The 21,538-nt window shown below is 65.7% G+C and carries 18 protein-coding genes and 1 tRNA gene; 4 read left to right on the top strand and 15 right to left on the bottom strand.

What is annotated here, in order from left to right:
* Nucleotides 1-10: 10 nt before the first annotated feature.
* The 9 genes from ABIC65_RS12170 to ABIC65_RS12130 form a co-directional block, all read right to left on the bottom strand.
* Nucleotides 11-1,975 carry a PAS domain-containing protein gene (locus ABIC65_RS12170; RefSeq protein ID WP_354309009.1) on the bottom strand — a complete coding sequence of 655 codons (1,965 nt, stop codon included), beginning with the start codon at nt 1,973-1,975 and terminating at the stop codon, nt 11-13.
* On the bottom strand, nt 1,968-2,606 hold the full coding sequence (locus tag ABIC65_RS12165) for a chemotaxis protein CheX (RefSeq protein WP_354309007.1): 639 nt from the start codon (nt 2,604-2,606) through the stop codon (nt 1,968-1,970). Before ABIC65_RS12165 ends, ABIC65_RS12170 begins: the two co-directional genes overlap by 8 nt.
* Nucleotides 2,603-2,986: a response regulator gene (locus ABIC65_RS12160; RefSeq protein WP_354309005.1), complete on the bottom strand. Its 384-nt coding sequence runs from the start codon at nt 2,984-2,986 to the stop codon at nt 2,603-2,605. Before ABIC65_RS12160 ends, ABIC65_RS12165 begins: the two co-directional genes overlap by 4 nt.
* 78 nt (nt 2,987-3,064) lie before the next feature.
* Nucleotides 3,065-3,298, bottom strand: a complete 234-nt coding sequence (locus ABIC65_RS12155; protein WP_354309003.1) for a hypothetical protein — start codon at nt 3,296-3,298, stop codon at nt 3,065-3,067.
* Complete coding sequence (locus ABIC65_RS12150; RefSeq protein ID WP_354309002.1) at nt 3,295-5,205, bottom strand: chemotaxis protein CheA; 1,911 nt, start codon at nt 5,203-5,205, stop codon at nt 3,295-3,297. The genes ABIC65_RS12155 and ABIC65_RS12150 overlap by 4 nt, the downstream gene beginning before the upstream one ends.
* Nucleotides 5,205-6,059 carry a CheR family methyltransferase gene (locus ABIC65_RS12145; protein ID WP_354309000.1) on the bottom strand — a complete coding sequence of 285 codons (855 nt, stop codon included), beginning with the start codon at nt 6,057-6,059 and terminating at the stop codon, nt 5,205-5,207. Before ABIC65_RS12145 ends, ABIC65_RS12150 begins: the two co-directional genes overlap by 1 nt.
* Complete coding sequence (cheB, locus tag ABIC65_RS12140; RefSeq protein WP_354308998.1) at nt 6,056-7,135, bottom strand: chemotaxis-specific protein-glutamate methyltransferase CheB; 1,080 nt, start codon at nt 7,133-7,135, stop codon at nt 6,056-6,058. The genes ABIC65_RS12145 and cheB overlap by 4 nt, the downstream gene beginning before the upstream one ends.
* The gene (locus ABIC65_RS12135; RefSeq protein WP_354308996.1) at nt 7,132-8,511 is read right to left on the bottom strand and encodes a chemotaxis protein CheW; all 1,380 of its coding nucleotides are present in this window, start codon (nt 8,509-8,511) and stop codon (nt 7,132-7,134) included. Before ABIC65_RS12135 ends, cheB begins: the two co-directional genes overlap by 4 nt.
* 5 nt (nt 8,512-8,516) lie before the next feature.
* The gene (locus ABIC65_RS12130; RefSeq protein WP_354308994.1) at nt 8,517-10,355 is read right to left on the bottom strand and encodes a methyl-accepting chemotaxis protein; all 1,839 of its coding nucleotides are present in this window, start codon (nt 10,353-10,355) and stop codon (nt 8,517-8,519) included.
* A gap of 774 nt (nt 10,356-11,129) precedes the next feature.
* On the opposite strand from ABIC65_RS12130, the gene ABIC65_RS12125 reads away from it, so the two are divergent.
* On the top strand, nt 11,130-14,630 hold the full coding sequence (locus tag ABIC65_RS12125; RefSeq protein WP_354308992.1) for a GAF domain-containing protein: 3,501 nt from the start codon (nt 11,130-11,132) through the stop codon (nt 14,628-14,630).
* A 419-nt stretch (nt 14,631-15,049) separates the two neighbouring features.
* Complete coding sequence (locus ABIC65_RS12120; RefSeq protein ID WP_354308990.1) at nt 15,050-15,748, top strand: Crp/Fnr family transcriptional regulator; 699 nt, start codon at nt 15,050-15,052, stop codon at nt 15,746-15,748.
* Nucleotides 15,749-15,835: 87 nt separating this feature from the next.
* On the opposite strand, the gene ABIC65_RS12115 is transcribed toward ABIC65_RS12120, so the two are convergent.
* The 5 genes from ABIC65_RS12115 to ABIC65_RS12095 all read right to left on the bottom strand — a co-directional run bounded on the left by ABIC65_RS12115 (nt 15,836) and on the right by ABIC65_RS12095 (nt 18,879).
* Nucleotides 15,836-16,114 (bottom strand): HU family DNA-binding protein, encoded by a 279-nt coding sequence (locus tag ABIC65_RS12115; RefSeq protein WP_354308988.1) that lies wholly within the window; start codon nt 16,112-16,114, stop codon nt 15,836-15,838.
* A 380-nt stretch (nt 16,115-16,494) separates the two neighbouring features.
* On the bottom strand, nt 16,495-16,749 hold the full coding sequence (locus ABIC65_RS12110; RefSeq protein ID WP_354308986.1) for a hypothetical protein: 255 nt from the start codon (nt 16,747-16,749) through the stop codon (nt 16,495-16,497).
* Nucleotides 16,746-17,105 (bottom strand): ArsR/SmtB family transcription factor, encoded by a 360-nt coding sequence (locus ABIC65_RS12105; RefSeq protein ID WP_354309386.1) that lies wholly within the window; start codon nt 17,103-17,105, stop codon nt 16,746-16,748. Before ABIC65_RS12105 ends, ABIC65_RS12110 begins: the two co-directional genes overlap by 4 nt.
* The gene (locus ABIC65_RS12100) at nt 17,105-17,572 is read right to left on the bottom strand and encodes an SRPBCC domain-containing protein (protein WP_354308984.1); all 468 of its coding nucleotides are present in this window, start codon (nt 17,570-17,572) and stop codon (nt 17,105-17,107) included. The genes ABIC65_RS12105 and ABIC65_RS12100 overlap by 1 nt, the downstream gene beginning before the upstream one ends.
* Before the next feature lie 383 nt (nt 17,573-17,955).
* On the bottom strand, nt 17,956-18,879 hold the full coding sequence (locus tag ABIC65_RS12095) for an NAD(P)/FAD-dependent oxidoreductase (RefSeq protein ID WP_354308982.1): 924 nt from the start codon (nt 18,877-18,879) through the stop codon (nt 17,956-17,958).
* A gap of 103 nt (nt 18,880-18,982) precedes the next feature.
* On the opposite strand from ABIC65_RS12095, the gene ABIC65_RS12090 reads away from it, so the two are divergent.
* Nucleotides 18,983-19,450, top strand: a complete 468-nt coding sequence (locus tag ABIC65_RS12090; protein ID WP_354308980.1) for an Rrf2 family transcriptional regulator — start codon at nt 18,983-18,985, stop codon at nt 19,448-19,450.
* Between the two features lie 505 nt (nt 19,451-19,955).
* On the opposite strand, the gene ABIC65_RS12085 is transcribed toward ABIC65_RS12090, so the two are convergent.
* Nucleotides 19,956-20,060 (bottom strand) — tRNA-Ser (locus ABIC65_RS12085).
* Between the two features lie 187 nt (nt 20,061-20,247).
* Between ABIC65_RS12085 and ABIC65_RS12080 the strand changes: the two genes are divergently transcribed.
* Nucleotides 20,248-21,408, top strand: coding sequence for a serine hydrolase domain-containing protein (locus ABIC65_RS12080; RefSeq protein ID WP_354308978.1), 1,161 nt, complete (start codon nt 20,248-20,250; stop codon nt 21,406-21,408).
* Nucleotides 21,409-21,538: the final 130 nt, after the last annotated feature.

Genomic DNA, 21,538 nt, shown 5'->3' with positions numbered 1-21,538 from the left:
TTCCTTCAGATTAATACTCCCGGTCGAGCAACTCCCGCACCTTGGCGGACAGCGTGGCATAAGTGAAAGGCTTGGAGAGAAGATCGACATCTGGGTCGAGCCGGTCGTCCCGCATGATGGCATCGCGCGTATAGCCGGAGGTGAAGAGCACGCGCAGTTCCGGATGCAGCGCCCTCGCACGGCTGGCCAGTTCGGGACCTGACATGCGCGGCATCACCACGTCGGTCAGCAGCAGCGTCGCGCCGACGTCGTTGCCGCCGAGCAATCGCAGCGCGCCATCACCGTCCTGCGCCTCGACCACCTGATAGCCCAGTTCGCGCAGGATGCCGACCGTATAGGCGCGGACGTCGTCGTCGTCCTCGACCACCAGGATGGTCTCATCGGCATTGCCCATCCGCGCGGACGGACGCCGCTCCTCGATCTCCAGAAGCACGTCCTGTTGCTTGCGGGCCAGGTAAAGCCGTACGGCCGTGCCGCGTCCCTCGGTGGAGTCGATGGTGATGTGGCCGCCGGACTGTTTCACGAAGCCATAGACCATCGACAGGCCCAGCCCGGTACCCTTGCCGACTTCCTTGGTGGTGAAGAACGGGTCGAACACCTTGGCGACCGTCTCCGGCGACATGCCCGTGCCGCTGTCGGTCACCGAGACGACGACATAGGCGCCCGGCAGGCACCCGCCGGGGCGTGCATCCTGCACCTCCACATTGCGGGCCTCGATGGTCAGCCCGCCACCGCTCGGCATGGCGTCGCGCGCGTTCACCGCGAGATTGAGGATCGCGTTTTCGAGTTGGTGCGGATCGACCTCGACCTTCCAGAGTTCCGCGTCGGTGTCGATCCGGATCGCGATCGTCTCGGTGATCGAACGGGTGAGCAGGTCCGACATGCCGGTCAGCACGCGCGCGATGTCGATCGTCTTGGGTTCGAGCGGCTGGCGACGCGAAAAGGCAAGCAGCCGCTGGGTGAGCGAGGCCGCGCGCTCCGCTCCCTTCAGCGCATTCTCCAGCGAACGCCGCATCCGCGGATCGTGGGCCATGTCCATCCGGCGGACGACCGTGTCGATATTGCCGATGATGACGGTCAGCAGATTGTTGAAGTCGTGCGCGATGCCGCCGGTCAGCTGGCCGACGGCCTCCATCTTCTGGGCCTGGCGCAGCGCCTCCTCGGCCTCCCGGCGCTCGGCGACTTCCTGCTGGACGCGCATTTCCAGCGTATCCGCCAGATCGCGCAGCTTGGCTTCCTGCTCCTTCGCTGCGGTCACGTCATAGATCACGCCGATCAGGCGATAGCCGGATCCCTCGCGGACAACCTCACCGCGGCGCGCGATCCAGCGATGGCTGCCATCGTCATTGCGGACGATGCGGAACACCGCGTCCAGCGTATCCTCGATTGAATCGCTGCCGGGTTGCGGCAGCAGCAGCGGCTCGCCATCGCACAGCACGCTGTTGATCGTCCGCACCGGCAGCACCGCGGCGGGATGCAGGCCGAGCAGCTGGCAGAACTCGGTGGAGACGGTGGCCGTCGCGAAGCCGTCGCTATATTCGAACGTGCCGACGCCGCCCGCCGACTGGGCGATGCGTAGCCGCTCCTCGGTCCGCTTGCGTTCGGTGACGTCGATGAGCAAGCCGGTGAAGCGGACCGGCGCGTCATTCTGGTCCAGATGCGCCTGGCCGCGCCCGTGCATCCAAAGGGTCGAGCCGTCGGGCGCGAGCACCCGGAATTCCTTGGAGAAACGCTCCGCCCCGGCGAGCATGCCGGCCACGGCGATGCGGATCCGCGGTCGGTCCGCCGGATGGATCGCGGCGAAGAAGGTCGACGTCGGCAAGTCCCCCACGGCGGCCTCGGGTTCCAGCCCGTACAGCTCCGCAAAGCGTGTATCGATGCGCAGGGCGTCGGACGCGATGTCCCAGTCCCAGCTGCCGCTTGCGCCGGCGGCGGCAAGGATCGAGCGGACCTGCTCGGCGCCTGCCTCAGCCATCGTCCCCCACCACCCGGGCGATGAATTCGTCGAGCAGTTCCTTCAGCTTTTCGAGCGAGGGGATGTCCATGATCATCGCGATATAGCCGCGGATGTCGCGCTTGCGCACGGCGAAGTCGATATAGAGGAACAGCACCAGCCCGTCCTCGTCCTCGGCGTTCTCGATCTCGAACAGCGTCGCGCTGTTGCCGTGCAGCACCTCTGGAATGGTCATCGCCAGCGAGCGCTTGAGCATGTTGGCGATCGTGGCGAGGCAGGAATTAAGGATGACGTTGCCGGTTTCGGTCAGCGCCTCGCGCTCCATCTCGGCCAAGTCCTCGGCGGAGAGGCTTTCGCCGGTGACGGCGCGGACTAGCTCCAGGCTGTTGCTCTCGGGGAAGATGAGCAGCGCGCGGCCGGCAAAGGCGCCGTCGAAATCCTGCCGCACGGCGACCAGCTCGGCCGCCTCGCGTTCGCTGATCAGCCGGGCCGCGCGGCGCTGGCTGACGATGTCGATCGCTGGGACCGACAAGGTCACCTGGTCGCCGATCATCTTGCGCAGGCTCGATGCGGCGCGTCCTACGCCGATATTGACGATCTCGGTCAGCGCATCGCGCTCGAGTTCGCCGAGCGTCACGCTGTCGCGGATCACGCCTTCGCCGATCGCAGGCGGAGCGCAGCGCCCGAGAGAAACGCCTCCAGGCTGTCCGCGCTGACCGGCTTGGGGACGAATGCGGCCCCGATCGCGCGGGCGCGGGCGATGATCTCGTCCTGGATGTTGGCGGTGATGATGGCGATGGGCATGTCCGGACGCAGAGCGTGGAGCTCGTCGGCAAGTTCCAGCCCGTCCTTGTCGGCCATGTTGAAATCGATCAGGCACACGTCCACCGGCTGGGTGGCGACCACCTCATGTGCCTGCGCTGCGCTGCCGGCCTCGGCCTTCTGCCACTCCGGTTGCAGCTCGGCGAGCGCCTTGCCGGCGACGATGCGCGCAAGCTTGCTGTCATCGACGATAAGGACGGTAACCGGCATTCGGAACTCCAGATCAAGGCCTTTGCAGCGCAAAGTGGTTCGGCTGCGCAACGGTCCTAGCGGCGATTCGGCCCAATGTCATTGCAGCAGATTAAGCAGGTATCGTGCCAGAAAATCGCCGGCCGGTACGCCGCGCACCGGCGGCCGCGCGGCAAGCAGCACCTGCGCCACCGCAAGATGCAGCCGCTGCGTCGCGCCCAGATCGACCGCCTGCCCGGGCGCTTCCTGCAACGCGACCAGCAACGTGTCCGCGTCTTCGGCCGCGCATCGGCCGATCAGATGGATGGCATCGGCGTCGATGCGGACCGTCATGCGACCAGCGCCGGCAGATCGAGCACGAGCAGCACGCCGCCATCGCCGAGCAGGGTCGCGCCGCCGATGCCCGACACGCCCGCGAGCAGCCCACTCGGCGGCCGCACCACCGCATCGATGCGATCGGCGAAATCGTCGACCCACAGCGCGACGCGTTCGCCCTCAACGCTGGTGACGAGCAGCTTGGCATGGGCGGCCGGCACCTCGGCACCTCCCAACAGGCAGGCGAGGCTGAGCACCGGCACGGTGCGGCCGCGCAGGACACAGGCGGTACCTTCGCCGACCGGCAGCAGCGCCGTTTGCTCGACGCGGACCGTCTCCACCACCTGGTCGAGCGCCACGCCGTAGCGATCCCCGGCCGCCTCTACGACGAGCAACCGGGTGGTGAGCGCGTTGGCGGGGAAACGCAGCCGGAAGCGGGTGCCTTGGCCGAGGGTGCTGTCGATCGCGATCGTGCCGCGCAATTTCTCCACCGCCGTCTGGACCGCATCCATGCCGACCCCGCGCCCGGAGACGCCGGTGACCGTCTCCGCCGTCGAAAAGCCGGGCGCGAAGATCAGGCGGAGCGCAGCGGCGTCGCTCAGCTGGTCGGCGGTCTCCGCCTCCAGCAAGCCTCGGGCCGTAGCGGTCGCGCGGATTCGCGCGGGGTCGATCCCGCCGCCGTCATCGGCCAGGGTGATCGCCACCGCATCGCCCTCCCGGGTCGCGGTGAGCGTGACCCGGCCCTCGGCGGGCTTGCCGGCAGCGATGCGCGTCGCCGCATCCTCGATGCCATGGTCGATCGCGTTGCGAAGCAGGTGCAGCAGTGGCTCGGACAGCCCTTCCGCGATCTGCTTGTCGACCTCCAGCCCGTCGCCCTCGATGGCGAAGGCGATGGGCTTGCCGAGCGTCGCGGCGATCTCGCGGGCCAGCCGCGGCAGGCGGCGGAGCGTCGGCGCCAGCGGCACCAGCCGCACCGCCGCGACGCTGCGCTGCAGGTTGGCTGCGCTGCGTTCGATGCCCGCCTGCGCGGTGCGAACGGCAGCGGCCAGCGCGCGGTCCTGCGCCTCGACGTGGGCGGCGAGCGGCGCAAGGGCGTTCACCGCGACCAGCAGTTCGCCGAGGCCGTCGGCCAGCGCATCGATGCGCGCGGCGTCGATGCGCAGCGTGGTCGTGGGGCCCGATTCGGCGGACGCTTCGGTGGCGGGCGCCGGGGCGGCAGCCTCGACTCGATGCAGCGCGATCTGGTCCGGCATCATCTGGAAGGCGGCGCGCACCGCCTCCGGCGAGGCTGCGCTCAGCCCTTCGAGGATCGAGATGCAGCGGAACGGCTCGATCGCATCGAGCGCCGGCCAGCTGCCTTCCGCAGGGCGGATGTCGAGCCGGAGCAGCGCCGGGATCGTGGCGACGATCGCCAGCGGATCCTCGCCGCGGAAGAAGCAGTCGGGATCGGGCGTGTAGCGGAACGCCACCACGGGCCCTTCGGCGCCGTCGGCCAGCTGCCGGGCCCAGTCCGGTATGGCGGCGGAGGACGACATGGGTACGGCGGCCTCCCGCCCGGGCAGGCCCGCAATCAACGACGCTGCGATGCCGTCCGCGTCCTCGCCCAGCTTGCCCCGCAGCTCCACATCGTCGATCCAGCGGTCGACGCCGTCCAGGCACGCGACCAGCGCGTCCGTCGCCGCGCCGCCGAGCGCCATGCTGCCCTTGCGCGCACGTTCGAGCACGTCCTCGGCGGCGTGGAGCGTGCGTTCCGCTGCCGCCATCGGAAAGATCGCGACCGAGCCCTTCAGCGTGTGGATCGCGCGGAAGGCGTCGTAGATCGCGGCGGCGTTGTCGGAGTCGCGCGCCAGCACATCGAACGCCGCCGCCGCCTGGGCGACCAGGTCGCGCCCCTCGACCAGAAATTGCGCCAGCAGCTCGTCCATCACGGCTTACGATAGACGATTGCGTCTTCAAGGCGAGCCATTGTGAACCGGTCCGTGATCCGCGCCATGGATTCGCTGTGCCCGAGGCAGACGAAGCCGCCGCTGTTGAGGCTCTCGAACAGGTTCGATGCCGCCAGCTGCCGCGAGTCATCGTCGAAATAGATCAGCAGGTTGCGGCACAGGATCACGTCGAACCGGCCGAGCCCGGTGAGCGTCGCGCGATCGACGATGTTGGCGGGGGTGAAGCGCACCGATTCGCGCAGATCGTCGATGATCTTGCGGCGGTGGCCGCGCTCGGGCTCGAAATAGCGCTCGACCACGTCCGCCGGCAGCTTGGCCAGCGCGCGCGCCGCGTAGCGCCCCGCCTGCGCCTGGGCGAGCGCGGCGGTATCGAGGTCCGATCCGACGATCTCGATATGATAGGCGTCGACCAGCGGCCAGTTCTCGAGCAGCCAGATCGCGATCGAATAGGCTTCCTCGCCCGTCGAGCAGGGCATCGACCAGATGCGGATCAGGTCGCCGGGGCGCCGCGTGCGGATCAGCGCGGGCAGGATCTGCCGCGCGAGCGCGGCGAACTGGTGTTCCTCGCGGTAGAAATAGGTTTCGTTGATCGTGAAGGCGTTGATCAGCGCCTCGCGCTCGGCGGGGTCGGTGCCGACGAAATCGAGATATCGCGCCGCCTCGGCGATGCCGCTGCGCGCCATCCGCGCGCCCACCCGCCGCTCGATATAATAGCGCTTGTTGGCACCGAAGATCATGCCGGTCCAGCGATAGAGCAGCGCCCCCACCCGTGCGACCTCGTCGTCGGAAAGCGCCGCCGGGGGTGCGCTGGCAAGGGTGCTTTCCCGCGTCACCGTGCGAAGCAGGCGAGCAGTTCGGCCGCGAGCCGGTCGAGCGGTGCGACCACCGTGGCACCATCAGCGGCGACCAGCGCCCCCGGCATGCCCCAGATCACCGCACTCTCGGCAGATTCAGCAAGCGTCGTGCCGCCCAGCGCCTTCAATTCCGTCATGGCGCTGGCTCCGTCATTACCCATACCGGTCATCAACACGCCAACCAGCCGTTCGGGTACGACGATCTCCATTGCGCTCGCCACGAGGCGATCGACGCTGGGATGCCAGAAATGGTCGGCGCTGCTCGGCGCGGCAGCAGCGGCGAGCGCCCCGGCACGGCGGGTAACGACCAGATCGGCATCGCCGCGACCGATATAGACGTTGCCGGGCGCAAGCACCGTCGTGCCCGTCACCTCCTGGACGCTCAACGCGCAGAGCTTGTCGAGCCGCCGCGAGAGCGGGCCGGTGAAGCTCGCCGGCATGTGCTGCGCGACGAGAATCGGCCAGGGGAAATCCGCGGGCAAATTGCCGAGCAGCGCATCGAGCGCTGGCGGCCCCCCGGTCGAGCAGCCGACCAAAACGAGCCCCTCGGGCGGCAGCGGCGCCGCGAGCGGCGCGGTGCGACGCGGCGCGGCGGGCTTGGGTTCGGCGGCACCCGCTGCCCGTGCCCGAACGCGCTCGCGCAGCCGCGTCGTCCGCGAGATCCGCGCGCCCGCTGCGCTACGGACCTTCTCAACCAGCGCGGGGACGACGGAATCGATCTCCAGCGACAGCGCGCCCCGCGGCTTGGCGATGAAGTCCACCGCGCCGAGCTCGATCGCCTCCAGCGTCTCGTCCGCCCCCTCCGCGGTCAGCGCCGAGACCATCACCACCGGGCACGGCCGCGTCACCATGATCCGGTCGAGGCAGGCAAGCCCGTCCATGCCGGGCATATGGATGTCGAGCGTGATCACGTCGGGAGCGACCTCGGCGAGCAGATCGATCGCCTCGGCGCCGCTCCGCGCGACCGCCACCTCGAACCCGCCGGCCTCGGTGAAGATATCGACCAGCAGGCGCCGCATCAGCGGGGAATCGTCGACGACGAGCAGCTTGATCACGATGCGGCGGCCATGCCCCGGAGCAGATCCTGTTCGGCGCGGTCGAGCAGTTCGCGCGGCGAGACGATCAGCACGATCCGGTCCTGATCGGGCAGATTGGCGACCCGTTCGAACACGCGCGTCTCCGCACCGCCAAGATCGGGCGCCGGACCCACCGCATCGGCGGCGATGCGCAGGACCTCGGAGGCGGAATCGACGACGAAGCCCGCCTGCAGATCGCCGATGCGGACCACCACCACGCGCCGCTTGCCGCCCGCCGCCATGGCCGCGCCGAAGCGCTCGGCCTGGTCGATCACCGGCACCACCGCGCCGCGCAGGTTCATCACGCCCTGCACGAAGGCGGGCGCCTTGGGCAGGCGGGTGAGCTTGCGCGGCAGCGGGGCGACTTCCTCTACCGCGGCGATCGGCAGCGCGAAATCGCTGCCACCGATCCGGAACAGGAGAAACTGTTCGCCCGTCGCGTCCATGGCGCTTTCCTCGATCTCGTTCGCGGTACTGGCTTGCGTGAGCCGCGCCGTGATGTCTTCGCGCAGCAGATGCTCGGCGGCGAGCAGCGACACCAGCCGCCGTCCCCCATCGAGCCGGCAGATCGCCTGGATCCGCGCCTCGGCACTCCCCCGGGTGAGCACCTGCGGGATCGCGTCGATCGCGGTTTCGGGCACGCGCTCGACCCCACGTATCGCGTCGACCACCAGGCCCACGCGGTGCGGCCCGATCCGCGCGATCACGACGCGGCTGCGCGAGGTCGCTGCCGCCGCCGGCATGGCGAGAAGCGCGCGGAGGGAGAGCAACGGCAGCAGCGCGCCGCGCACGGTGGCGCTGCCGACGACCACCGCGTCGGCGTGCGGCATTGCCGCGATTGCCTCGGGTAGCCGCAGCACGCTCTCGACGGCGCCCAGCGGCAGCGCGAATTCCTGGCGGCCGAGCGCGAAGACGACGAGCGGCAGCACCGCATGGTCTGCGGTTTCGGCCACCGCTTCCTCCGCCACCCCACGGCCGACTGCCCGGCGGCTGCCGTCCGGGGCCAGGCTCGCCGCGATCAGCGCGGGCAGGTCGAGCATGCGGGCGCCGCTATCGCCGTCCTCCGCCAGCGCATCGACGGCGTCCACCGCCAGCCCGAACAGCGCGCCGTCGTCGACGATCACCACCCGCCGCGCGACGCCGACCGGGCGCTCCACCATTTCGGCCAGCGACAAAACCGGCACCACCGCCCCGCGGATATTGGCCAGTCCGAGCAGCGCCCTGGGTGCATGCGGCACCCGCGTCAGCCGCGGGATCCGCGCGATCTCGCGGACGATCGGCGCGGGCACGGCAAGCCGTTCGCCGCCGGCTTGCAGCGTCAGCACCCGCAGCCCCGCCGCGCCCTCGCTGCCCATCGCGCTCAGGCCGCCTGCGCGGCGAGCGCGGTCGCGATCTGGGCGATTTCCTCGATGGCGGCGGCCAGCAGCTCGGCCCCCTCCGCCTGCTGGCGCGCAGCGGCGCCGGCCTCGCGCGCGGCGCCGTTCGCGAGGTCCGCCGCTTCGGCGATCTGGTTGGTGCCGCTGCGGATCTCGCGCACGGAGCGCAAGATGTCCTGTGTGCCCGCGAGGATCGCATCGTTCGCGCCGCGCGCCGCTTGCAGGTCCTCGATCATCGAGCGGAAGCGCTCGACGAACGCGCGGTTGCGGCCGATTTCGACTTCGGCCGCGCCGATCACCTGTTCGAGGTCGCGGCGCACCGTCGCGATCTGTTCCTGCATCGTGCGCACGATGTCCGCCGCGTGATCGGCGCGCGTCGCCGAATCCTGCGCGAGCTTGCGGATGTCGCCCGCCACCAGGGTGAAGCCGCGCCCGGCCTCGCCCGCGCGCGTCGCCTCCACCGAGCCGCTCACCGCGAGCATGTTGGTCTGCACCGAGATCAGCGCGAGCTTGCCGATGATCTTGTCGATACCGCGCGCCGTATCCGCCAGCGCAGCCAGCAGATCGAGCACGGCGCGAAGCTCCGTCAAGCCATGCTCGACGCCGCCCGCCACCCGCTCGATCGCCGCTCCGCTCACCACGACGCCCTCGACGATGGCGCCGATCCGCTCGGCCGCCGCGGAGGCGCGCGCCTGCAGCACCTCGGCCAGCCCCTCGATCTGGCCTATCGCCTTATCGGCCTGCATGGTCGAGGACGCCTGAATCTGGGTGCCGCGCGCGATCTGTTCGAGCGCGACGAGGATCTCGCCCGAGGCACCGGAAAGCTCCTGCACCGTCGCCGACAGCTCCTCGGCCGCGGCAGCGATCTCCTCGACCGCGCCCTGGTTTGCGCCGTCGCCTTCCAGCGCCTGGATCAGATCGCCCAGCATCTCGGCGGTGCGCTGGCTTTCCTCCAGCGACGTGCCCTGTTGCTCCACCGCCTGCTGTGCCTGCGCGGTGGCCGCCGATTGCTCCTCGGCTGCGCTTGCGACCTGCTCGGCGCCTTGCTCGGCCTCCGCGGCCGCGGCCTCGGCTTCCGCCGAGGCCTGGACGATCGCCGCCGTGCCCGCGCCCAGCGCCGCCAGGTCCTCGCGCGCCTCCTTGAGCTGCACGACGACGGCGCGGCCCGACTGCGCCTCGCGCGTGGCCAGTTCGGAGGCCGCACGCACCTGCTGCACCACGCGGTTCACCTCGCCGACGACGCTTGCCGCCAGTTGCTGGATCTCGCCCGCGCTGGCTTCGGAGCTTTCGGACAGCGCGCGAACCTCGTCCGCCACCACCGCGAAGCCGCTGCCGGCATCCCCTGCCCGTGCCGCCTCGATCGTCGCGTTGAGCGCGAGCAGGCTGGTCTCGTCCGCAACATCGGCGACGCTGACGCCGACCGTGCCGATCTCCCCCGCCACCTGCTCCAGTGCGTCGATCACCGCGACGGTCGCGAGCTGGCGCTGGGCGTTGAGCTCGATCGCGACGACCGACACCTCGATCTGCACCCCCACCTCGGCAAAGGCGTTCTGGACGATCTCGATCTGGCGGCGCGCATCCTCGGCCCGGGTGCTCGCGTCCCTGAAATTGGCGTTGAGCGAGCCGATGAGGCCCTGCGATTCCTGCGCCGCGCCGGCGGCTTCCTCGGCACCGCTCGCGATCTGGTCCATCGCCCGCTGCAACTCGCTCGCTGCGGCGGACGCCTCGGCGATGCCGCTGGCCAGTTCCTGAACGGCCTGGTCCATCCCTTCGACGGCATTGGCGGGGCGACGCGCCCGGCGGACGGCCCGCGCCTGCGGCACGGGCGCCGATACCGGCTTGGCCTCAGCCGCCGCAGATCCTTCCCTGTCTCGTTTTGCGCGAGCGCCAAGGGTCGATTTCTTCACCAGCGCCATCAGAACTCCAGGGATATTGGGCTTTCAGCCTGCTTAGAGCACAGCGGACGATGGCGCCAGCATCCGCATAGCGGCGGGCACCTGCCGTCAAGCCATGCGGGGGCTGACTGCGTTTGTGGCAGCGCACTACCGCCGATTGGGAAACTATGGCGGAGGATCATCAAGCGCTTCTGACGATCCCGTCCGGGCCAAAATGTCCATCCTTTTGGCGGGTGAGGGGCGTTCTTACCAGCGCCAGCGGCTGCTTTCGGCAGTATCGGACGTTCAATCGTTTGAAAGGCACAGGCCGATTGTGGTCGGGAGCGGCCGCAGTTGAAGGGCAGGGCGGAACGGCAGGAGCACCATGCAGCAGCGCGCCCACTTCCCATTATTTGGAAGTGCACGCGGCCTTCCCAGAAGTGGACATCGCCATGGCCTCGTTCGCAACCGGGTCGGGGCGCCGACGGGCAGGCGAGGGATGGACGGAAAAAGGGACGCGCAACTGGGCGGCACATTCCAGGCGTTCAGATCTACTGAAGCGCTTCTACAAAGCGGACACCATCAGGCCCATGGACGAGTGCCCTGTTTCGCGGCCGAACAGCACCGTTTCGGGCACGAAGAATGGAGAGACGCGACGACGAACAACCTGTAAGGATTGGGAATGTCCGTCATCTCATCGATCCAAGTGGGCGCTTGCTTAAAATGAGCGATGTGGCTGCACAGCATATGAGAGGCGCCGGGCCTGACGCCTTGCTGCAGATTGCCGAGCGCCTGGTCGCGGCCGGTACAATAGAGGAGGTGGTGGAGGTGCTGCGCGATACCGCGCGTAGCCTCGTTGGCGCGGAAGGCATCGCGGTTGTTCTGCGCGAGGGCGATCAATGCTACTACGTTGCAGAGGATGCTGTCTCGTCACTCTGGACGGGGCAGAGTTTCCCAAGCGCTTCCTGCGTTTCCGGCTGGGCCATGCGGCACCACGAAACCGTGGTGATCGAGGACGTTCTTCTGGATGAGCGAGTCCCTCAGGAGGCGTACGCTCGCACGTTCGTTCGCAGCCTTGTGCTCGTCCCAATAGGTCGACCGGTCGCTACCGCAGCGCTTGGAGCCTATTGGGCGGAACCAAAACAACACGCGGTCGAAGTCATTGAAAAGCTGGAGAGCCTGGGGCGCCTGGCCACCCTCGCGCTTGAGAACGCCCGCCTGGAGAAGGCCCGCGATCGTGCCGCTAAACTAGGTGCGGTGCAGAGCAGGGTCCTGGAGCTTGCCGTAGAAGAGGCTCCGCTTCCCGAAACCTTAACCGCTATCGTGCTCGAGATGGAGCAGCTAGCCGATTCTGGCATGCTGGGATCCATTCTGCTCGTAGACTCAGATGGGAAGCATCTCTGTCATGGAGCCGCTCCCAACCTACCCCCTGCCTACAATGAAGCGGTCGACGGGATCGAGATCGGAACGGCCGTAGGCTCGTGCGGAAGCGCAGTGTGTCGCAACGAACCGGTATTCGTCTCCGATATCGCCTCCGATCCGCTCTGGACCGACTATCGAAGCCTTGCCGCCGAACACGGGCTCGCCGCTTGCTGGTCGATTCCGATCCACGCTTCAACCGGTGCCGTTCTCGGCACCTTCGCCATGTACTATCGCCAACCTCGAGCTCCTTCCGAGGCTGACCTCGAGATCGTGGATTTCGTGGTTCGAACTGTTGGGCTCGTTCTTCAACGTGCTAGGACGCACGCAGAGCTTTTGAGGGGGCAGGCACGATATCGGCAAATTGTAGAGGGAGCCGAGGACTTCGCGATCGTCACGCTCGACCGTCACGGTTTCGTCACCGGCTGGAACGAGGGCGCCACGGAGATTGTCGGCTACTCGCGCGAAGAGATTATCGGAAGGTCAGGCGCAATTATCTTCACCGCCGAAGACAGAGAAGTCGGTGCCCCTGAGGCGGAGATGCGGCGTGCAGCAGCTGAGGGCCGTGCGCAGAACGAGCGCTGGCATGTACGAAAAGACGGAAGCCAGTTCTGGGGCTCGGGCGTGACGATGCCGCTCGCGGCCGACCATGGCGGCTTCCTCAAGATCTTCCGAGATCGCACTCTCGAGCACGACGTGGAGGAGGGGCTGAGAGAAAGCGAAGGGCGGCTGCGGTTCCTGGGAGATCTCGATCAGCAACTGTTCGGGAGCGGAGACGCCGCGACGGCGATGCAGACAGCTACCAGATTGCTGGGTCAGATGCTGGAAGTCTCCCGCTGCGCGTACGCAGACGTCGATGCCGACAGCGATCGTTTCTGGATCCGAGCGGATTACAGTGCCCCGGGGGTACCGACATCAGCCGGCGAATACAGCCTAGACTTGTTTGGGCCACGCGCGGCAGCCGACATGCGCGCCGGCAGAGTGCTCGTCGTGCGAGACGTGGATCGCGAGCTTGCGCCTGACGATGGTCGCGAGATGTTCCAGTCCATCGGGATTCAAGCGATCATCTGCTGCCCACTGATCAAGGATGGACGTCTCGCGGCGATGATGGCGGTTCACCAGAGCACGCCGCGTGAATGGACGTCGGCAGAATTGATACTCGTGCGTGAGGTGGTTGATCGCTGCTGGTCGCACATTGAGCGGGTCGGATCGGAAGCCCGCCTGCGAGAGAGCGAGGAGCGTCTTCGCCTGGCTGTCGAACATGCCGAAATAGGTTTCTGGGATGTCGACATAATCGGCGATCGCCTGATCTGGCCACGCCGAACGAAGGAGTTGTTCGGCATCTCACCCGATGTACCTGTCAGCATGCTCGACTTCTACAAAGGGCTGCACCCTGAAGATCGAGAGGCGACGAGCGCCGCGTTCGCGGCAGCGGCGGATCCGGAGCGTCGAGCGCTGTATGACGTCGAATACCGCACGGTAGGCAAAGAAGATGGTGTCATTCGCTGGGTGGCGGCGAAGGGCCGTGGGGTCTTCGATGACGAGGGGCGCTGCGTGCGGGTGGCGGGCACCGCCATCGAGATCACTGCACGCAAGGAAGTGGAAGAAGCTCTGAAGGATTTGAACGCCACCCTCGAGGCGCGGGTGGCCAGCGCCGTCCAGGAACGCGAGCAAGCGCAGGAAGCTTTGCGCCAGAGCCAGAAAATGGAGGCAATGGGCCAGCTGACCGGGGGTGTAGCCCACGACTTCAACAATCTGCTCACACCGATAGTCGGCACGCTAGATCTGCTACAGCGCAAAGGGCTCGGCGGCGAACGTGAGCACCGGCTTATTGCAGGCGCTGTGCATTCAGCCGAACGTGCGAAAACCCTGGTGCAGCGTCTTCTTGCCTTTGCGCGTCGTCAACCTCTTCAAGCCATCGCCGTAGACCTGAGGGTGCTGGTTGAAGGTATGGCGGAGCTGGTGGCGAGCACCACCGGTCCGCAGATCAGGGTTGTCGTCGATGTGCCCGAAGATACGCCTGCCGTACGCGCAGACCCCAACCAGCTCGAGATGGCGCTTCTAAACCTGAGCGTCAACGCGCGCGACGCAATGCCGGATGGCGGGACGCTTCGGATCTCGGCGCGAATCGAGGATTTGGTCCCGGCTGACCGCCCCGAGTTGAAAGCAGGCGTGTATATCCGCCTGTCTGTTTCTGATGACGGGCTAGGCATGGACGCGGCGACATTAGCAAGAGCCGTCGAGCCGTTCTTCTCGACGAAGGGGGTTGGCAAGGGCACCGGTCTTGGGCTGTCCATGGTACATGGACTGGCTTCCCAGCTTGGTGGAGGGCTATTCATCCAGAGTAGGCAAGGCTTAGGAACGAACGTTGAGCTATGGCTACCTCGGAGCGACGCCGCCGCGGCGATCGCCTCCGAAGCGCCGGCATTCGCCGCGCCTAATACCACGCGTGGAATGGTGCTCTTGATTGACGATGAAGACGTCGTTCGCGATAGCACCGCAGCCATGTTGGTCGATCTTGGCTTCGCCGTAACCGAAGCAGCTTCCGCGGAGGAAGCAACGCAGAAAATTGCAGAGCACACGGTCGACTTCGTAGTTACCGATCATCTCATGACAGGAATGACCGGGACTCAGTTCGCGCGAAACCTTCGAGCCAGTCACCCGAATATACCTGTCCTCTTGGTCTCTGGATACGCTGACCTAGACGGCGTGGACCCAACCATAGCTCGGCTCGTGAAGCCCTTCCGGCAAGATGAGCTCGAGGCATCTATTGCCGGCCTCTTCGCGGCGACGCACAGCGCCTGATCTGGAAGGCGCTGCGGCGGATTTGCACTCCCTTCCCGCCGCCAGAAGGCTCTCGTGCGCTCCCTCTAAGCGGAAATTTTTGAGCCTTGTTCGCAGTTCCTTGTGGTCTGCTGATGTTCGGATGATGGGATGCTGCGCTTGGAGGGGCCGGAGGAAGGGACACCGAAGATATCAGTTCCACCAACCCCAACCCGCTCGCCCCTCGACGGCTCGGCGGCTCTCATGCACCATTGGAGACGGCGGCCCGACTGCCGCTGGCTAGTTGTATCCTGCGCATATATGCATATCAGTTCTGAAATATGCCCCTAGACACAGGGACATAGCTTGCGCTTTAGCGTATCCAGCTGCTGGCGGCGCGTAGCTCGACGAACGTCAAACAGGGGTGACCGGTGTCTTATCCGATCCACAGATATCGAGCTTTGGCAAACCTGACTGACCTGGAGGAACGCGCTCTGCGTGAGCTCGGTCCAATAGAGACCCAGAGGCGACGCGGCGAAACATTCCAGCGGGAAGGCGATCAACTCAGCGGCTTTCACCTTCATAATGCGGGGTGGATCTCGTCGTCGATCGTGCTCCGTGGTGGCAAGCGTCTGATTCAGAAAGTGCATCTGCCTGGTGACATCCTGGGCACGCCGAGCATGGCCCTCCAGACGGCCGCAGACACCTTGACGTGCATCACGGACGCCGTGACCGCGTATGTTCCCTACACTCGGTTCCGCGACCTCTACACGCTTGCTCCGCGCGTGGCAGCCCTGTTCACCATGGCGGTCCAGATTGAGCGGCTCAGTCTCATGGATATGCTCGCAGCAGTCGGCAATGCATCCGCAAGGGCGCGTTTGAGCAGGCTTCTACTCGACCTTCGCGCGAGACTCGCGCCGCTCGGACTTGTTGAAGAAAATGCCTTCGACCTACCGCTTACGCAAGAAGTGCTGGGCGACCTCCTCGGGCTGACGTCGGTGCATGTCAATCGAACGATCCGAGACATGGAACGGGAGGGGCTGATTGCCCGCAGCGATCACAGGATTAAGTTGGTAGACGTGGCGAAACTTCAACATCTATCCCCTTTGCTGCTCCGACAGCTAGCATTCGAGCCGCCGTGGTTGCCGCCACGGGCCTGATCCATCCCTCGCCAGCCCGGGCCAGCCGATCAGTTAGAAGCGCGAAGGCGGTAGTGCTCCTAGGAACAGGAAACCCGCCGACGGTGCCTACGCATTCAAGCGCTGCCTCATCTCCTTACCAGGCTTGAAATAGGGGACATTCGTCGAGTCCACCTTGACAGCTTCTCCCGTACGTGGATTTCTCCCGATCCGGGCATCTCTCGTTCGCGCCGAGAAGGTGCCGAAACCGCGCAGTTCCACACGACCACCATCGCGAAGCTGCCCGACGATCTCATCGAAGAAGATTGAAACGACGTGCTCTACCTCTGCAGCTGCAAGGCTCGCATTCTCCTGAAGCAGGCAGCTCACCAACTCTGAACGCACCATTATTCCCTCCCGATCAAGTACTCGCGGTACCTCTTTAACATGGCAACTTTGTGAGTTACGAGGTAGGGAGAATTACCGCACGTACCGCCAAATGTCCCCAGGTCGCGGCACCCTTGTACGATCGTGTCCCACGAGGTCCTCGCGCGGCTGCGAGCACGGGATAGTCGGCTGCGCGCGGCGTGTTGGTCTTGGCTGTGCCTGAAGTGGTGGAGCCCGCGAGCTCGCGCTCGCGCTGGAGCGCGTCGAAGCCTGCCGCGGGTGAAATTCTCCGAATTGCGCTTTACTTCGCCGCAGAGACTGTTGCTTGGGCGCAGGGCATTAAGGTGTTGGCCTATGGAACGCCTCCCCTTAACGGCAAGACGTCCGCCTCGCGGCACCCTTCAGCAAGCACTGCGGCGTCCGCTTTCAGGAAGCTCGAGTCGCTTCTTGGATGTCCGGCTTCGGGCGCGTAGCTGCAAAGCGGGTTCACGTCGAACGAACGGCAGGTCTTGGCAGAAGCGACCGGTGCTAGCTCGCCCGGCGAACGTCGCATTCTGGTCGACTGCCGCCGAAACGCGCTCGACGTGTCCTGGGACGTCGCTGTCGATCCGCACCGGCAACTCGAACGGCAGGTTCGAGCAGAGGGCGACGATCATGGGCAGTCTTCTTTCGAGCCGATGGCACTGACCAAATCATCCAGGCGGTCCAGCCGCCCGTTCCATTCCTGGCGGTGATAGTCGATCCAATCCTGCAGCGGCGCGAGCCCGGCGGGATCGAATTGGCAGGTGCGCACCCGCCCAACCTTAGTTGAGCGGGCAAGCTGGGCTTCCTCGAGCACCGCGAGGTGCTGGCCTATCGCCGTCTTGCTGACAGCCAGCACCGCAGCGAGTTCCGAAACACTCGCCGGACCGTCCGCGAGACGGTCCACCATGCGACGGCGATTGGAATCGCCGAGCGCGTGAAACAGAAGGTCGACCTTCGAGGAGCGGGCAACCTCTCTCACAGGCTGCATCACGCGGGCAGCGTTTCTGAAGCCATCGTGTCGAGCAGGTGCTCCCACCCCATCCGGCGGATCGCCGGGCCGTCGGCGCCTTCGAAATAGACTGCCTGATGCGTGAGCACGACCTCGCTCTTTTCGCCGAGCGGTTCAATTTCCACGGTGACAACGGCAGCGGATACGCGGACCTGATCGACGTCCAGCGTTTGGAAGAATACGATCCGAGCGTTCTTGACGATCTCGGCATAGTTTGAGGTCCAGCACAGCTCCCTCCCTGCGATAGGAGTGCCCGGCAGCATCCGCGCGGTAAGCTTCTCCTCACCACCAGGTCGGAAGTCGAAGCTGTAGGACAGCGGCTCGTGTGCGGGACTAGCGGCGTACCACCGGCTCTTGCGGTCCTGAAAGGCGAAGGCGCTGAAAATTGCGGACGGCGTGGCATCGCAGGTTCTGCGGATTTCGAAGGTGTCGTGGGTCACGGTCACGGACTGCTCCTCAGTGAAGTTAGAACTTCACTAAACGGAGCCGGCTGATTGGTCAAGCCTACGCTTCACTATATGCTCGCGTTTGCTCCGTCCGCGGTGGGCGCGGGAGGTCCGCTCCACCAACGCTTGTCCCTCTGCGTTTTGCCGGCAACGGGAACGCCGCTCATTATACAATCGCAGATGCTGCCAGCTCGACGAACGAAGGGCACGCCGACCCAGCGGCAGATTCCCGCAAAAGCCGCCGTTGGACCTCCGGCCGGCGAACGGCGTAAGTTGGTCGGGAGCCGTCGGCGCCGAATATCGCATTCTGGTGGAGAGCGGACGGAGACTCTCGGGACGGCAGGGCGGATCGCTGCCGCCCCGAAAGCAAGGGTCTCGCGCGATTACTGAACGTTCTGCGCCTCATGCGCTACCGCAGCTCGGACTGCCTCCTGATGTGCGCCAATGCCCGCCAGTACGCCGGCGGCAGAGGCGATCGTAGCGTTGTGCAGAGGTGTGGCCGCGTCCCCCGCAGCCCAGACGCCGGGCACGGTCGTCGCGCCCCATTGATCGACCTTGACGTATGGACCGGTGGGCCCGTCCTCGAGTGCACAGCCGAGCATGGTCGCCAGCGGCGTGGCGGGCTTGGTCCGCGGCGCCGTGAACACGGCAGACAATGCCACAATTCGCCCGTCTGCCAGTCGGACGCCGTCCAGCGCGGGGGCATCGCCCAGCAGTTCAACGACCGGGGTCCGCTCCACGGTAATGCCCCGCGCAGCGAAGGCGTGGAGGTCAGCGGCGTCCGGCTCGAACTGCCCTTGGGTGAAGTAGGTGGTGGGGCCCCAATCGGGAATGAGGGTCGCCTGATGCGGGGACATGGGATGCGCTGCGATGACACCGAGCGGCAAACCGCTCACTTCATACCCGTGGCAATAGGGGCAGTGAAGCACCGTCGCTCCCCAGCGCTCGCTCATACCAGGAATTGCTGGCAACTCATCGACGATGCCGGTTGCCAGAACGAGGCGCCGCGCGCGCCGCTCCCCGCCGTTTGTGAGACCGATGGTGAACCCGCTCTCGATCGCCGACGCTTCCCGAGCTTCGCCCGACAGGATCTCGGCAGTCGGATAGCGCTCGAGCTGGCAACGGGCATCGCGCATGATCGCCGAGGGCGGGCGCCCGTCCTGGCCCAAGAAACCATGAGCCGCGTCCGCGAAGCGATTGCGAGGCAAGCCGGCATCAATCACCAGAATCCGCTGGCGCGCGCGAGCGAGCTGAAGCGCCGCCGACAAACCTGCAAAACTGCCACCGATCACAACAACATCGTACATCGTTCCACCCTTATGTAATTCGCTCTGTTACATACCCCGCTTCGCGCAATTTGCAACATCACGTGTTACGTGATATAACCTAAGGCCTAGAAATCGGAGGAACATGGACGCGCGCCTTTCGAGAATGCTGCATCTTTTGATCCACATGGGGCGGATGCATGGGCCACTGACATCGGAAGCCGCAGCAACGATGCTGGGGACCAACCCGGTAGTGGTGCGCAGGACCATGGCAGGGCTGCGCGATGCTGGCTTCGTCCGTTCCGTCAGGGGGCATGGTGGCGGGTGGACGCTGACCTGCGCGCTTGAAGACATGACCATGCTCGACGTTCATCGCGCCTTGGGCGAGAACGGTATTTTCGCGCTCGGGCCTGCCGACCCCAAGGCTACGTGCCTTGTGGAACAGGCCGTCAACGGCGCATTGGAAACCGCGCTGCAGGAGGCGGAGGCGCTATTGCTTCGCCATCTGGCCGGTGTGTCGCTGGCCGACATCGCGGCCGACTTCGATCTCCGCGTGGCGGAATTATCGCCGGAACAGATCGCTGCGCGAAGTCACAGGGCCGACGTGCCATAGGCGACCCGTAGGGGCGCGGCGGACGGAACGGTCCGCTCGCAGCAGCGCTTGCTCAAACCGTGCCGCACAGGCGTCAGCGGCAACTCGAACGGCTACAGTAGGGCAACGCTCGCTTTCACCCCATGTCCGCTAGTGGGCGGGAACCGCCAGAGCGGGACCACGATCTCAGGGCGCTGCCGCCGACGGGGCGATTAGAGCTGCCAGTGGCCGCTTTCGGCCCGAGCACTCGTTCCCGGCGGGTGATGGGGACGGCTTGAGTTGGTCGCCAGCTGCCGGGAACGATGCGCCCAATGATGATGCCGGCGAGTGCGCCGAAGGAAGGTGGAAGATTGAGTTTGGGGTGCGAATCAGGCATTCGCCAGCGCTCGAGCAGCTAAGGATGTGAACGCCACTGGCCCTAGAACAATCCGTGAAAGTCCGCCGATTTCCAGCTACGGTTTTGCAGTAAATTTGCAGTAAGTTGCACGTTTGTGCAGCTATTCAGCAGCTAAGCCCTTGAAAAGGCTGGTGACCCCTACGGGACTCGAACCCGTGTTTTCGCCGTGAGAGGGAGCGCTTGGAAGGCGCAGGCGGGCGACCTTCCATCGGCGGATCGCGACCAACTTAAGCCGTTCACATCGGCGGGCGGGAGCGACCGCTCGGGCCGAAAGCGGCCATTGGCGGCTCCAATCCCATGATCGGCGGCATTGCCCGGGAATCGATTTTCCGCACTGACGGCTTCCGCCCAGAAGCAGACAGTGAGCCAAGATAGTGATAGCGCAGGTTCACCACAGACCTGCAGCAGATTAAGGGATTCGATGCGCCACCCGTTCTCCTTGGTACCGTTGAACCTGCAAACGATATCACGAGTCTCGGCGAGGCTATGCCGCACGTTCCTTGCCACGACATTGCCCTTCCTGCTGATTGGCACCAACGCGTCGGCGCAGTCTGACGCGCAACTCACGACTGTCCTGGTAGCCGCGAAGCAGGGAACGCGATCCCCGTCGATGGGCGCTGCCCTCATTCGCGACGGCAAGGTCGTAGCCTCAGCCGTGACCGGCGTGCGTCGAACCGATCGAGCCGGTGATACACAGATCGGTGATAGCTGGATCATCGGTTCGACCGGGAAACCACAAACGGCTGCGATGATCGCTCGCCTCGTCGATCGCGGAGTCCTGACGTGGAGCATGCCCCTATCCGCGATGTTGCCAGAACTCGCCGATCAGATGCGGCCGGAGTACCGGTCCGTGACGCTGGTCCAATTGCTTTCGCATCATGCCGGGCTACCCGAAAACGTCGGCGACATGCCATTTATCGAGAGCTTCCTGAGGGACAGGCGACCGCTCAACGTGCAGCGCCTTGCCTATGTTGCTCGCGCTCTTGGGGAGCCTCCTTCATATGTACCTGGGAGTGATTTTGGATATAGCAATAGCGGTTTTCTCATTGCTGCAGCCATTGCCGAGCGTGCTACTGGCAAGACGTACGAAACCCTGATGCGCCGCGAGGTTTTCCGGCCACTTGGCATGTCCACCGCTGGCTTTGGCGCGACTCCCGCCGGACAGCCCACAGGTCATGAGGCGGACAAGCCTGTCGGACCCAGCAACTCGGCTATGTTCGCCCCCGCCGGCAACCTTCACATGTCGGTGGGGGACTGGGCGAGGTTCTGCGTGGATCAACTCGCAGGAGCGAAGGGCAAGGGCAAGCTCCTATCTCCCGCCTCGTATCGGGTGATGCAGACAGCACAGCCTAACGGCCCCACCGGACTCGACTGGGGTGTTCAGGCTTCTATTGCTGGTCGGAAAGGGCCCGTGCTCGTTCACAGTGGATCTGACGGCTATTGGTTCGCTTATGCGGTCCTCTTTCCCGCAAGTGGCAACGGCGTGCTTGTAATCGATAACGCGTCACAGAAAATGGGGGGCGATGCCGCTGGGATGGCCGCACTCAAGGAGATTCTGCCAACATTGGCGCCAGCTAATTAGGCGGTGGATAGAGCTGACGGCCGCGGCGATCTGCTCCGGATAGCGAAACTTCAGCAGGCTGTCCGCTTCCCACCATTTTCCGCCATGGCGGCTCCGCCCCAACAGCGGACGCTCAGCGCCGCGCTCGTGT

Origin of the sequence: Sphingomonas trueperi (assembly GCF_040545665.1) — a bacterium.
Classification (GTDB): domain Bacteria; phylum Pseudomonadota; class Alphaproteobacteria; order Sphingomonadales; family Sphingomonadaceae; genus Sphingomonas; species Sphingomonas trueperi_B.
The sequence above is the reverse complement of the archived record's forward strand: the minus strand, read 5'-3'. Positions and strand labels throughout refer to the sequence as shown.